Annotated in this window: 13 protein-coding genes and 1 tRNA gene; 8 read left to right on the top strand and 6 right to left on the bottom strand. The window is 68.3% G+C overall.

Going from position 1 to position 13,369, the window contains the following annotated elements:
- The first annotated feature begins 74 nt into the window (after positions 1–74).
- The gene (locus ACN6M5_RS17675) at positions 75–1,973 is read left to right on the top strand and encodes an FAD-dependent monooxygenase (protein ID WP_434951857.1); all 1,899 of its coding nucleotides are present in this window, start codon (positions 75–77) and stop codon (positions 1,971–1,973) included.
- 19 nt (positions 1,974–1,992) lie between these two features.
- Here ACN6M5_RS17675 and ACN6M5_RS17680 read toward each other — a convergent pair whose 3' ends face one another.
- The 4 genes from ACN6M5_RS17680 to ACN6M5_RS17695 form a co-directional block, all read right to left on the bottom strand.
- Complete coding sequence (locus ACN6M5_RS17680; RefSeq protein WP_434951859.1) at positions 1,993–2,982, bottom strand: serine hydrolase domain-containing protein; 990 nt, start codon at positions 2,980–2,982, stop codon at positions 1,993–1,995.
- A gap of 80 nt (positions 2,983–3,062) precedes the next feature.
- A tRNA-Pro gene (locus ACN6M5_RS17685) sits at positions 3,063–3,136 on the bottom strand.
- A 55-nt stretch (positions 3,137–3,191) separates the two neighbouring features.
- Complete coding sequence (locus tag ACN6M5_RS17690) at positions 3,192–4,175, bottom strand: metallophosphoesterase (protein WP_434951861.1); 984 nt, start codon at positions 4,173–4,175, stop codon at positions 3,192–3,194.
- Positions 4,175–6,721: a transglycosylase domain-containing protein gene (locus ACN6M5_RS17695; RefSeq protein ID WP_434951863.1), complete on the bottom strand. Its 2,547-nt coding sequence runs from the start codon at positions 6,719–6,721 to the stop codon at positions 4,175–4,177. Before ACN6M5_RS17695 ends, ACN6M5_RS17690 begins: the two co-directional genes overlap by 1 nt.
- A 52-nt stretch (positions 6,722–6,773) precedes the next feature.
- Here ACN6M5_RS17695 and sp36 point away from each other — a divergent pair, with 52 nt between their 5' ends.
- Entirely contained in the window at positions 6,774–6,941 is a 168-nt protein-coding gene (sp36, locus tag ACN6M5_RS17700) for a Sp36 family protein (protein ID WP_168688806.1), read from the top strand.
- Positions 6,941–7,411, top strand: coding sequence for a RidA family protein (locus ACN6M5_RS17705; RefSeq protein ID WP_434951865.1), 471 nt, complete (start codon positions 6,941–6,943; stop codon positions 7,409–7,411). Before sp36 ends, ACN6M5_RS17705 begins: the two co-directional genes overlap by 1 nt.
- A 72-nt stretch (positions 7,412–7,483) precedes the next feature.
- On the opposite strand, the gene acs is transcribed toward ACN6M5_RS17705, so the two are convergent.
- Positions 7,484–9,433, bottom strand: a complete 1,950-nt coding sequence (gene acs, locus ACN6M5_RS17710) for an acetate--CoA ligase (RefSeq protein WP_085369230.1) — start codon at positions 9,431–9,433, stop codon at positions 7,484–7,486.
- 340 nt (positions 9,434–9,773) lie between these two features.
- Here acs and ACN6M5_RS17715 point away from each other — a divergent pair, with 340 nt between their 5' ends.
- The 5 genes from ACN6M5_RS17715 to ACN6M5_RS17735 all read left to right on the top strand — a co-directional run bounded on the left by ACN6M5_RS17715 (position 9,774) and on the right by ACN6M5_RS17735 (position 12,973).
- A complete protein-coding gene (locus ACN6M5_RS17715) occupies positions 9,774–10,814 on the top strand; it encodes a TadA family conjugal transfer-associated ATPase (protein ID WP_434951867.1) in 1,041 nt (346 codons plus the stop codon).
- Positions 10,815–11,008: 194 nt separating this feature from the next.
- Entirely contained in the window at positions 11,009–11,911 is a 903-nt protein-coding gene (locus ACN6M5_RS17720) for a type II secretion system F family protein (protein WP_434951869.1), read from the top strand.
- Between the two features lie 125 nt (positions 11,912–12,036).
- Positions 12,037–12,216: a DUF4244 domain-containing protein gene (locus tag ACN6M5_RS17725; protein WP_085369227.1), complete on the top strand. Its 180-nt coding sequence runs from the start codon at positions 12,037–12,039 to the stop codon at positions 12,214–12,216.
- Between the two features lie 16 nt (positions 12,217–12,232).
- Positions 12,233–12,532: a TadE family type IV pilus minor pilin gene (locus ACN6M5_RS17730; protein WP_434951872.1), complete on the top strand. Its 300-nt coding sequence runs from the start codon at positions 12,233–12,235 to the stop codon at positions 12,530–12,532.
- A 21-nt stretch (positions 12,533–12,553) separates the two neighbouring features.
- Entirely contained in the window at positions 12,554–12,973 is a 420-nt protein-coding gene (locus ACN6M5_RS17735; protein WP_434951874.1) for an Rv3654c family TadE-like protein, read from the top strand.
- A gap of 18 nt (positions 12,974–12,991) precedes the next feature.
- Here ACN6M5_RS17735 and ACN6M5_RS17740 read toward each other — a convergent pair whose 3' ends face one another.
- Positions 12,992–13,237, bottom strand: a complete 246-nt coding sequence (locus tag ACN6M5_RS17740) for a hypothetical protein (protein ID WP_085369224.1) — start codon at positions 13,235–13,237, stop codon at positions 12,992–12,994.
- Positions 13,238–13,369 lie beyond the last annotated feature (132 nt).

Below are 13,369 nucleotides of genomic sequence, written 5' to 3' on the forward strand. Positions count from 1 at the left end.
TAGCATCGTATCGATAGTTGCAACAATGTCGCAAATATAGATACAGCAAGTTTTGTTCAATGAGGAGCACCGAGATGCAGATCCACCACCGCGGTTACGTCGACCACGACCCCCGCATCAAACCGGCGGAGGGGCACGGGATCGACCGGCCGACGGAGATCCCCGACCGGATGGATGTGCTCATCGTCGGGACGGGCCCCGCCGCCGTCGCCGTCACCGCACAGCTCTCCCGCTTCCCGTCCATCGACGCACGCGCCATCGAGCAGCGCCCCGGCCGCCTGGCCGTCGGGCAGGCCGACGGCATCCAGGCGCGCTCCGTCGAGACCTTCCAGGCGTTCGGGTTCGCGAACGAGGTGGTCGACGAGGCGTACCGCAACGTCGAGATGTGCTTCTGGAAGCCGGACGCCGCCGACCCGTCCCGCATCGTCCGGGTCTCCCGCGCAGCGGACGACGCGACGGGGATCAGCGAGTTCCCGCACATCTACGTGAACCAGGCCCGCATCCTCGACTACTTCCTGCGCGACGCGGAGCGCGCCCCCGGCCGCATCGTGCCCGACTACGGCGTGGAGTTCGTCGACCTGACCATCCACCAGGACGCGGAGTATCCCGTCGAGGCGCGCATCCGGTACGTGGCGGGGGAGCGTGCAGGCGAGGAGCGCACGGTGCGTGCAAAGTACCTGGTCGGCGGCGACGGGGCGAGGAGCAGAGTACGCGCCTCCCTCGGCCACCACCTGCACGGCGAGGCGGCGATGCATGCCTGGGGTGTGCTCGACGTGCTCGCGAACACCGACTTCCCCGACATCCAGGTGAAGTGCTCGATCCAGTCGCACGGGGCGGGCAGCATCCTGCTCATCCCGCGCGAGGGCGGCTACCTCGTGCGCATGTACGTCGATCTGGGCGAGGTCGACGGGACGGACGCCGGCGCCATCCGGTCCACCCCGGTGGATGCGATGATCGCCAGGATCAACACGATCATCGCCCCGTATTCGCTCGACGTGCGCGAGGTCGCCTGGTCGTCGGTGTACGAGGTCGCCCACCGGATCACGGACGGCTTCGACGACGTGCCCGCCGAGCTGCGCGGCGACCGGACGCCGCACGCGTTCATCATGGGCGACGCCTGCCACACCCACTCGGCGAAGGCCGGGCAGGGCATGAACGTGTCCATCCAGGACGGCTTCAACCTCGGCTGGAAGCTCGCAGCGGTGCTCGAAGGGCGCGCGCCGGAGTCGCTGCTGTCGACCTACGAGGACGAGCGCAAGGTCGTCGCCCAGAACCTCATCGACTTCGACAAGGAGTGGTCGGACATGCTGGCGCGCCCCGCTGACTCGTGGGACGACCCCGGCGAGCTGGAGCGCTACTACGTCTCCACGTTCGAGTTCCCCGCCGGCTTCATGACGCAGTACGCCCCGTCGATGATCACCACCGGCGACGAGCACCAGGCGCTCGCTCCCGGTTTCCCGCTCGGCAAGCGCTTCAAGTCGGCCGAGGTGATCCGTCGCGCGGACAACCGCTGGCGCCACCTCGGGCACCTGCACGAGGCGGACGGCCGCTGGCGCGTCTACGTCTTCGCCGACGCCGCAGCGCCCGCGCTCACCGGCACGCCCACCGCCGACTTCGCCGAGTGGTGGCGCACCGATCCGGCCTCCCCGTGGATGCGCTTCACGCCGTCCGGAGGCGACGACGACGCCACCTTCGACACGAAGGTCATCTACCAGCAGGACTACACGCTGGTCGAGCCGGGCGACGTGCCGGCCGTCTTCAAGCCGGTGAAGGTGCCGTACGGTCTGATCGACCTCAACCAGGTCTTCGCCGCCGGCCACGGCCGCGACATCTTCCGCGACCGCGAGCTCAGCAGGGACGGCGTGATCGTCGTGGTGCGTCCCGACCAGTACGTGGCCGGGATCTTCCCCCTGGATGCGCGGGAGGAGCTGGCGGCGTTCTTCGACGGCAACATGCTGCCGGTGCGGCGGTAGCGGTTCGGCTTTTGGCGCGTCAGCTGCTCAGGAGTGCGCGGGCGACCGGCCAGGCGCCGTCCGACCAGTTGGAGAGCACGCTGACGGTGCGCCCGGTCGCCGGGTCGTGGCTTCCGTAGTACGAGACTCCGGCGTCGTAGCCTTCGAGCGCGACCCGGCCGCCGTCGTCCAGCCAGAACCCGGTGCCGTACGCGCGGCTGCCCTCGACGCCCGTGCTGGTCGGCGTGCTGAGCAGCGCGACGGTCTCCTTCGACACGATCGCCCCCGCGAACAGCGCACGCCAGAACCTGCTCAGGTCGGCCGCCGTCGCGTACCCGCCGCCGTCGCCGGCGCCCCGCACCGGGAGGTGCAGCATGTTCGTGCGGTCGCCATCGCCCGGCGCGAACAGGTAGCCGACGGCCGCGCCGCTCGGCAACGCATCGGACCGGAAGTAGCCGCTGTTCCGCATCCCGGCCGGCTCGAACACCCGCTGGGCGACGAGGTCGGCGAACGGGATGCCGCTCACCCGTTCCGCGATGATGGACAGCACCACGAACCCGCCGTTGCAGTACGCGAACCGCTCGCCGGGCGGGAACACCTGCGGGAAGCCATCCACGACGGCGAGGAAGTCCGCCGCGTTCACCAGAGTGTGCACCGGCACGGTCATCACGTAGTCGGTGATCGCGCCGTCGTCGCCCTCGTCGAGGTAGTCTCCGATGCCGGAGCGATGCGTCAGCAGGTGCCGCACGGTGACCAACGGGTCGATGAGCGGCAGATCGTCGCCCAGCAGCTCCCTCACCGGGGTGTCGAGCGCGAACACGCCGTCCTCCACCAGCGACAGCACCGCGAGAGCCGTGAACCCCTTGCTCCCGCTCGCGAGCGCGAACGCCGTCTCCACCGTGTTCGGGATGCCCCACCGTCGGTCGGCGAGGCCACGCATCACCCGCAGCTCCTCCACGCCGTCGACGTCGACCGTGACCACCCCGCTGAAACCTTCGGAATCGGCCACGGCATCCACGTCGTCGAACATGTCCCCAGGCTATCGGCACGACCTGCCGAGACGCCGGAAACAGAAATGCCGGAGCATTGACATGCTCCGGCATTTTTCTGTCGGGGTGACAGGATTTGAACCTGCGACCTCTTCGTCCCGAACGAAGCGCGCTACCAAGCTGCGCCACACCCCGATTGGCCCGTAGGCCTCAATAAGAATACACGAGCTTGGGGGGTGCTCGTGACCACTCAGGCCGATGCGGTGAGCGTCACGAGCGTCGCCTCCGGGCGGCACGCGAAGCGCACTGGCGCGTAGATCGACGTTCCGAGGCCGGCAGACACGTTGAGGAACGCCGAGCGGAACGCGTGACGCCAGATGCTCAGGCCCTTGACCTGGCTGCGCGGGATGTCGCAGTTGGTGACCAGCGCACCGAACCCGGGGACGCAGACCTGGCCGCCGTGGGTGTGCCCGGCGAAGATCATCGAGGCGCCGTATGTGACGAACGCGTCGAGGACGCGGCGGTACGGGGAGTGGGTGACGCCCAGCGTGACCGTGGGGCGGGCGGGACGCGGCGCATCCTGCGGCCACAGCGCGTCTTCGCCGTACGGGTCGTTCTCGCGCAGCTCGTCCAGCGCGCCAGGGATGGCTTCCACCCTGTCGAAGTGGATGTGCGGGTCGTTGACTCCGAAGAACTCCAGGTGGGTGCCGCGGACATCCACTGCTCCGGCCGCGTTGTTGAGGTCGAGCCAGCTGAGGCTGCGGAAGTAGGACGTGAGGGCCGCGTTGTCGAGCCGGGGAGCGGTCGACGCTTTCTTCGTGGACGGTGCGACGAAGTACTTGAGCGGGTTCTTGCGCTGCGGTCCGAAGTAGTCGTTGGAACCGTGCGCGAAGACGCCCGGGATGCCCTGGAAGCGCTCGAAGGCGCGCTCGATGCCGGTAAGCCCGTCGGCGTGGCCGAGGTTGTCCCCGGTGTCGACGATCAGGTCGGGCTTGAGGTCGGCGAGCGACCGCACCCACTCCTGCTTGTCGTGCTGCCACGGCGCCATGTGCAGGTCGGAGAGGTGCAGCACCCTGATCGACTCGGCCCCGGCGGGCAGCACGGGGACCGTGACGCGCCGGAGGGTGAACAGGCGGCGCTCGACCAGCGAGCCCCACGCGAACGCGGCCGCACCGGCCGCGGCGAGCACACCGAGTGCTGTGCCCGCCGCGTGCAGGCCGGAACGGCCCGCCACTACTTTCCTACCCCGGGCGACGGCTCGGCGGCTGCGACCTTGAGGGTCACCGCTGATCCCGGTTTCACAGGCGTGCCGGCACCGGGATCCATCGCCTCGACGATCCCGTCCTTGTTGTTCCCGCCTGTGACCTTCACGCTGAACTGGCTGAGCGCCTTCTGCGCGTCGGACAGCTTCTGCCCGACCACGTTCGGCAGCGGCACGAGGGACCCGTTGCTGGTGTAGACCGTCACGCCGTTGCCCTTGGTGACCGAGGTGCCGGCGGCCGGGTCCGTCCCTGCGACGGTGCCGGCGGGAGCAGCGGAGTCGACAGCGGTGCCGTCGATGCCCTCAAGGCCGAGGCCGTTCAGGATCGACTTGGCATCGGCGGGCGACTTGCCGGTGAGGTCGGGGATGGTGACCTGGATGCCCTGCAACAGCTTGCTGTTGGGCTGCGCGAAATCGTCTCCGCCGTACTTGTTGACAGCTGTCGTCATCACCGCGTTCATCACGCGGGTTCGTGCGCTGGCGGGCGAGATGCCGTGCGTTGGATAGATCTTGCGCATGTCGGTGCTGCCCACGATGTTTCCGACCCAGTACGCGCCTGCGACCTTGGTGGTTGCGGCAACGAGCCAGAGCTGCTTGTTGTCGTCCGTCGTACCGGTCTTGCCGAGCATGTCGACGCCGGTGGTGTTCGTGCCCTGAGCGGTTCCGCTCTGGATCGGGCCCTTGAGTGCGTATGCCATCGCATTGGCCACGGCAGGGTCGACCGACTGCGTGCACTTCGTTGCCGGGGGAGCGATCTCTTTGCCATCTGCGCGGACGATCTTGTCGATCGCGACCGGGGTGCAGGTCAGGCCGTTGTTCGCGATCCCCGCGAAGGCGGTCGCCATCGTGAGCGGCGCGATGTTGTTGGTTCCGAGCACAGATGCCGGGTTGCTCTTGAGGGGCACCCCGGCGGCATCGTGGACTCCGAACGCCTCGGCATCCTTCTTGATCTCGCACAGGTCGAGCTGGGAAGCCATTGCCACGAACGCCGTGTTGATCGAGAGCGTCGTAGCGTTCTGCGCCGTGCGGTAACCCTCTTCGCCGTACGAGTCGTTGGTCGGACGCCACGTTCCGCCACCGACATCGGCGCAGGAGTTCTTGAACTGCGAGAGGTTGTACGTGCGCACGTTCGCGTTCACCGATTCATAGAGCGAGTGCCCCTCTTTCAGCCACTCCGCCAGCGTGAACACCTTGTAGGTGGACCCCACCTGGAAGCCGTTGGATCCGCCGTAGTCGAGGTCGGTGCTGTAGTTGACCGAGGTGTACTCGTTGCTCGAGTTGAGCACATCCGGGTCTTGGCTGTAGAGCTTGTTCTGTGCCATGTAGAGCACACGTCCCGTGCCAGGCTGAACGCCGACGAGCGACCCGCCGAGCTGCACGTCTCCGTACGACCGCGGCACATAGCTCGCCATCGTCTCTTCGGCCGACTGCTGCAGCGTGAGGTCGAGCGTGGTGTAGATCTTGTATCCGCCGCGGTTGAAGTTCGCCACGCGCGTGTCCTGATCGGGTCCGAACGACGGGTCGTTCTGGACGATGAGCTGCACGTAGTCGCAGAAGTACGCGGATCCGCCTGCCGTCTGGCAGCCGCGGACCGACGGAGTGATCACCGGCGTGACCGGCGTCTTCACCGCCTCGTCGTACTGCGACTTGGTCAGCTTCTTGTACTGGTACATCTTGTTCAGGATGTAGTCGCGGCGCTCTTTGTTCTTCGCGTACCCGTTCGCAGCGCCGTTGCTCTTGCTGTCCGGGCTGTCGATCTTGAGCGTGGTCGGCTCGTTCACGATCGCGATCAGGCTCGCGGCCTGCGCGGGCGTGAGCGCGGCGGCCGAGGTGTTGAAGTAGTACTTCGCAGCGGCCTCGATGCCATACACCGAGCCACCGAATCCGGCGATGTTGAGGTAGCCGGCGAGGATGTCGTCCTTCGAGTACTTCTTTTCGACGCCGATCGCGTACTTCATCTCCTTGACCTTGCGGTCGGGCGAGACGCCCGTGGAGTCGACGACGCAGGTCTGGTACTTGGCCTTCTGCTCCTTGGTCTTGACCGGCATGGCCTCGCACTTCTGCAGGAGCACGTTCTTCACGTACTGCTGCGTGATCGAGGATCCACCCTGCACGTCGTGGCCGACGACGGTCGACAGCACACCGCGCATGGTGCCCTGGATGTCGACGCCGCCGTGGGAGTAGAAGCGCGGGTCCTCACCGGCGATGGCTGCGTCTTTCGCGGCCTGCGAGATCTGGCTGAAGGTGACGGGCAGACGGTTCTGTGAGTAGAACGTCGCGAGCTGGACGTCCTGGTCGCCGTTCTTGGCGTAGATGGTGGTCGGCTGGGCGAGCTGGCCGATCTCGAGGTACTCGGGAAGGCCTTCGAAGACGCCGATGCTGTCGTTGGCGGCCATCCCCGTGACCGCGATCGCGGGGGTCACGGCGGCCGTGACAAGGAGGCCTGCGACGGCACTCATGCCGACGAACGCGCCGACGGCGCCGAGCACACCTCTAGCCCGTGGTTTTTTGGCAGACATAGGATCAGGGTAGGTGATAAACCTGATAAACCCCCCGAACGCAAGGAGCACAATGCCGCGCTGGGAATACCTCACGACGCCTCTGATCGTCCACAACACCGCTGCGATCCTCAACAACTGGGGCTCGGAAGGCTGGGAGCTGGTGCAGGTCGTCACCGGTCCGGAGGGCGGCCTCGTCGCCTACCTGAAGCGTCCGATCATCGATGGGGACGACGCCTGATGGCCGCCATCGAAGCCCGGCTGGCCGAGCTCGGCATCCAGCTCCCGGATGTGGTGCCGCCTGTCGCCGCCTACACCCCGGCCGTCATCGACGGCAACCACGTCTACACTTCCGGCCAGCTCCCGATGGTGTCCGGCGCCCTCCCCGCCACCGGCAAGGTCGGCGACGGCCACGGTCTCGTCCCCGCCGACGACGCCAAGGAGTACGCTCGCACCTGCGCGCTCAACGCCCTGGCCGCCGCGAAGAGCGTCATCGGCTCGCTCGACCGCGTGACCAGGATCGTGAAGGTCGTCGGCTTCGTCGCCTCCGACCCCTCGTTCACCGGCCAGCCGGGGGTCATCAACGGAGCGTCTGAGTTGCTCGGCGAGATCTTCGGCGACGCAGGCGTCCACGCCCGCTCGGCCGTCGGCGTCTCCGTCCTCCCGCTGGACTCGCCGGTCGAGGTCGAACTGATCCTGTCGTTCGAGTAGAGGACGCATCCCGTACGACGGAGGGGCCCGCATCCGGTGTGGATGCGGGCCCCTCTGCGTGAACGGGCCGCGCTAGGACAGCTTGCTCTGGATCGAGCTCATCACGGCGGTGTCGGCGAGCGTCGTGGTGTCTCCGACCTCGCGGCCCTCCGCGACATCGCGCAGCAGGCGTCGCATGATCTTGCCCGAACGCGTCTTCGGCAGCTCGGTGACGATGAAGATCTCCCTGGGGCGGGCGATCGCGCCGATCTGCTCGGTGACGTGTTTGCGCAGCTCGGCGGCCACATCCATCGCCTCGGCCTGCTCCAGCTGGTTCTGCTTGATGATGACGAACGCGACGACGGCCTGGCCGGTGGTCTCGTCCGCTGCTCCCACCACGGCAGCCTCGGCGGTGAGTGGATGCGCGACCAGCGCAGACTCGATCTCCGCCGTCGAGAGGCGGTGGCCGGAGACGTTCATGACGTCGTCGACACGGCCCATCAGCCAGATCTCGCCGTCCATGTCGTAGCGGGCGCCGTCGCCGGCGAAGTACTTGTCGCCGAACTTCTCCCAGTACGTCTCCTTGAACCGCTCGGGGTCGCCCCAGATGCCGCGCAGCATGCTCGGCCACGGTTCGGTGACGACGAGCAGGCCGCCCTGGTCCTTGCCGACGGGGACGCCGGCCTCGTCGAGGATGTCGATCGAGATGCCGGGGAGCGGCACCTGTGCAGAGCCCGGCTTCAGCGTCGTGACGCCCGGAAGCGCGGACACCATGATCGCGCCGGTCTCCGTCTGCCACCAGGTGTCGACGACCGGGGTGGTGTTCCCGCCGATGACGTCGCGATACCACATCCAGGCTTCCGGGTTGATGGGCTCACCGACCGACCCGAGCACGCGCAGACTCGACAGGTCGAACTTCTGCGGGTGCTGGCGGCCGATCTTCATGAACGAGCGGATCGCGGTCGGCGCCGTGTAGAAGATGGAGACCTTGTACTTCTCGATGATCTCCCACCAGCGGCCGGGATGCGGCGTCTCCGGGGTGCCCTCGTAGAGCACCTGGGTCGCGCCGTTGGCCAGGGGGCCGTAGACGACGTAGCTGTGGCCGGTGATCCATCCGATGTCGGCCGTGCACCAGTAGACGTCGGACTCGGGGTGCAGGTCGAACACGTTCTTGTGCGTGAAAGCGGCCTGGGTGAGGTAGCCGCCCGAGGTGTGCAGGATGCCCTTCGGCTTGCCGGTGGTGCCCGAGGTGTAGAGGATGAACAGCGGCTGCTCCGCCTCGAACGATTTGGCGACGTGGTCGGCGTCGACCTGGGCGATCTCGTCGTGCCACCACAGGTCGCGGCCGTCCGTCCACTCCACGTCGTTCTCGCCGCGCTTGACGACGAGCACGTGCTCGACGGTGGTGTCGCCGGACGCGAGGGCCGCATCCACGGCGTTCTTGAGCGGGAAGACCTTGCCCTTGCGCCATCCGCCGTCCGCCGTGATGACGAGCTTCGCCGACGCGTCGTCGATGCGCGACCGCAGGCTCTCCGCGCTGAACCCGCCGAAGACGACGGAGTGCACGGCGCCGATGCGGGCGACGGCCAGCATGGCGATGACCGCCTCCGGGATCATCGGAAGGTAGATCGCGACCCTGTCGCCGGCGGTGATGCCGAGGCTGGTCAGCAGGTTGGCGGCCTTCTTGACCTCCGCGGTCAGTTCCGCGTAGGTGATCGAACGGCTGTCGCCCGGTTCGCCCTCCCAGTGGATGGCGATGCGGTCGCCGTTGCCGGCGAGGACGTGCCTGTCGAGGCAGTTGTACGCCACGTTGAGCTCGCCGTCGTCGAACCATTTCGCGAACGGCGGGTTGGTCCAGTCGAGGGTGCGCGTGAACGGCTTGTGCCAGTGGAGGAGTTCCCGGGACTGGTCGGCCCAGAATCCGAGGCGGTCGGCGGCGGCACGCTCGTAGAGCTCGGCTGTCGCGACCGCGTTCGCCGCGAACTCTTCGCTGGGTGCGAATCGGCGTGCTTCGTGCAGCAGATTGTCGATTGTGTTGCTCATGGGGAGTCTGTTCGCTCCTTTGCGATGCTGAATGGTCAAGTCGTGGCGCGACAATCCACGACTCTACAACCTGGCGGTGACCACCTCGACGAAGACTTGCGTTTGCATTGATTGTGCGTAAACTGTTTCTCGGCCGAATATTAATTCTGGCGTGCGGCGCAAACGATTCCCCCCAATCATGCGCCGCAGTGGCCGCACCTGTTCCCCCCAATAGGTGCGGCCCCCCTCTTTTTAACCGGCCTTTCCGGTTGCAGCTCTCCACAGGTCGCGCGGTGGCGGGGTTCTCCACGGGTTTCGTGGGGTCCTTCGGCGGGTGGCGGGCGATACGTAGCGTCGGGGTATGAAGACGAGACGAAGAGAGAATGTGGCCGGCCGGGATGCGGTTGGTGCGGTGGATCCCATCGAGACGGTGGACGCTGTGGAGCGATCACGCCCGCCGAATGGGGACCGCGGCCTCTGGCGCACCTTCGGCCCGCTGGCTCCCTATCTGCTGCGCGACGACATCACCGACCTCTTCATCACGGCCGGTGGCGCGCTCTGGGCGGACGGCGGACCGCGAGGGCTCCGGCGCATCGACGGCTGGACCTCCGACAAACGCACCACCAGAGACCTCGCCGTGCGCCTCATCGCGAGCGGCGGCAGGCACATCGACGAGGCGACGCCGTTCGTCGACGTCCGCCTCCTCGACGGCATCCGCGTGCACGCCGTCCTCCCACCCGTCTCGACCGGCGGCACCCAGCTGTCCGTGCGCATCCCGCACCACCGCGTGCTGCGGTTGCCCGATCTGCTCGCCGGCCACACGATCACCCAGGCACAGGCGGAGACACTCCTGCACGCGATCACGGCCCGCACCAACCTGCTCGTCACCGGAGCGGGCGGCGCAGGCAAGACGACCTTGCTCGGCGCCCTCCTCTCCCACGCGCCCCCGAACGAGCGGATCGTCACCATCGAGGACGTCGCCGAACTCCGCATCGCACACCCGCATGTGGTCGGCCTGCAGACCAGGCAGCCCAACCTGGAGGGAGCGGGCGGCGTCGACCTCCGCCGCCTGGTCAGAGAGGCGCTCAGGATGCGTCCAGACCGTCTCGTCCTCGGCGAGTGCCGCGGCGAGGAGGTGGTCGACCTTCTCGCCGCCCTGAACACCGGCCACGACGGAGGAGCAGGAACCCTCCACGCCAACGCCCTCGCCGATGTCCCCGCCCGCCTTGAGGCACTCGGCGCCCTGGCAGGACTCGGCGAACGTGCCCTCGCACGCCAGGCGGTCAGCGGGATCGGGATGCTCGTCCACGTCGAGCGTGTGGATGGCGTGCGGCGCGTGGCCGGCTTCGGGCGCCTGACCGTGGCGGCCGACGGGCGTCTCGCCGTGATTGAGGGGGAGTGATGCGGCCCGTGGATCGGACGGTGCGTGGTCGGGCAGGAGTGATGCGTCCCGCGCGGCCGCCGCGGGCGCGCGGTCGGGAGAGCCGTACTGGTGGGAATGGCGGTGGTGGTGGTCGTAGTGCGGTCGGCCCAGGCGATGCTCCCGAGCAACTGGCAGAGCTGGTAGAGGAACTCGTCGCACTGCTGGAAGCCGGCGTGGCACCGGCGGCGGCTTGGGGGTACCTGCGGGAGTTCTCCGCGCATCCACTCGTCGTGCGGGCGGTCGTGCGAATCGAAGCGGGCGAGCGCGTCGCCGACGCACTTGTGGCTGCATCGGCAGCCTCCGTCGACTCCACCTCCGCCGTCAGAGCCGGGACGCTCGCTCCTCCCCGTCGCGCCCGCTCACGGTCGCCCGACGACGCATCCGGACGGGTGCCCGCCGCCGCGTGGCAGGTCGCCGACACCGCCGGTGCACCGCTGGCACCCACGCTCCGCACCATCGCCGACGCCTTACGGGATCGCGCGGAGACGGAGCGGGACATCGCCATCGCCCTCGCCGGACCGCGTGCGACCGCCCGGCTCGTCTCCTGGCTGCCGTTGGTGGGAATGGCGCTCGCCGTCGCGATGGGGGTCGACCTGCTCGGAACGCTCACCGGCTCGGTGATCGGCTGGGCATTCCTCGGCTCCGGCACCCTTCTCCTCCTGCTCGGCCGACGATGGATGCGCGCCCTGCTGCACCGCGCCAGCCCAGGATCCGACCTCCCCGGCCTGAGACACGACCTGCTCGCCGTCGCGCTGAGCGGAGGGCTCGGGGTGCCCAGCGCTCTGGCCCTGTGCGACGAGGTGTGCGCGACGCATCCGATGCTCGACGACGACCGGGCGTCCATCGCGCGCATCCTGAGCCTGGCGCAACGGGCGGGAGCGCCGGCGGTGGACCTTCTCAGGAGCGCGGCCGGTCAGGCGCGGAGACGACGGAGGATGCAGGGGAGGAGCGACGCGGCGGCGCTGGCCGTGCGGTCGATGGTTCCGCTCGGCGTGTGCGTGCTGCCGAGTTTCATGCTCCTCGGCGTCGCTCCCGTGGTGCTGTCGATCGTCTCCTCCACAGTCTCCGCATTCTGACCGTTCTCCACCGATCCCGGATGCATGGGGCAACCACTCGTCCCACCCCCGAGGCTGGAAGTGCGCTCGCAGCCGCGACCGCACAAACACACGAACGACCGACACAGACGAAAGGAACGAGCACCATGACGGGATTCATCTCACGGGTCATCCGGGAGGAACGAGGGTCGGCGACGGCCGAATACGCGGTGGCGACGATGGGGGCGGTCGGCTTCGCCGGGCTGCTGGTGGTGTTGCTGCGCGGCGACGAGGTCAAGGCCATCCTCACCGACCTGGTGACGCGTGCACTCACCACCGGGGTCTGACGGCGAGCGGGGAAGCGTGACCGCCGAGTTCGCGGTGGCGCTCCCCGCCGTGCTGGCCTGCCTCGCTCTGTGCCTCGGTGCCGTGCAGGCGGTGACCCAGCAGTCGCGACTGGTGGATGCGGCCGCCCAGTCCGCCCGGATGCTCGCCCGGGGCGACGACCCCGCAGACACCGCGCGCCGGATGGCCGACGCGGAACTGATCGTCGAGCGCGAGGGCGGAATGGTCTGCGCGCGAGCGACCAGCGCGAGCGCAGTCACCGGCCTCGGAGCGCTCGGGCTGGCCGTCTCGGCGAGGGCGTGCGCGCTCGATGACTAGGCGCAGAGGAAGGAGGAGGAGATGGGTGAGCTAGAGCGCCGAGACACCACTCGCCGCTCGGGCGCCGAGGCGCGGTCACGCAGACGCCGGCTGAGTGCACGTATCCGGAGCGACCGCGGAGCGGCCAGTGTGCTCGCCGTCGCGGTGATCGGGGTGGTCATCTGCTCCGGCACCGTGGCCGTCGCGCTCGGCGGGGCGTTCGCAGCGCGGCGCGTGGCGGCGGCAGCGGCGGATGCTGCGGCGCTCGCCGCGGCGGATGTGGCATCCGGGCTCAAGCCGGGCAGTCCCTGTCAGGCGGCGGAGAGCGTCGCGGCGGCCAACGCCGCGCAGCTGCTGTCGTGCGAGCTGGAGGGTGTCGTCGCCATCGTCGAGACCTCCGTCTCCTATCTCGGTTTGCCCGCGCGCGCTTCGGCCCGCGCGGGTCCGCCGGGGACACCGTGACGACGGGGCGCGGGATCGTCAGTCGAAGATGGCCTCCAGATACCGGTACTCCACGGCGCTCGGGCGGCGGTCGAGGGCGTCGTCGGAGGCGAACTCGATCGCGGAGGAGCGGATATAGAGGTAGCGCTTGCCCGCGGTCGGGGACGGGATCTCGAGTCGCGGGCGGGGCTGGCCGCTGTCCAGGTATTCGGTCGCGATGGTCTTGCCCTCGAGGGGGCCGTCGGTCAGTTTGGCGGTATACGTCGTCGTTGAAGTGGTAGCCATGACCTCATTTTCCTCCCGCCTCCCGCAACCACAAGGGCTGCGCCCTCGGCGAACGCAGAACAGCGGATTAGGCAGACAAGCGGCTCGGGTGTGTATGGTTTGCCTGTCGGGCCGTGTGGCCCACGCTCGCCG

Source organism: Leifsonia araucanica (genome assembly GCF_051161895.1).
Classification (GTDB): domain Bacteria; phylum Actinomycetota; class Actinomycetes; order Actinomycetales; family Microbacteriaceae; genus Leifsonia.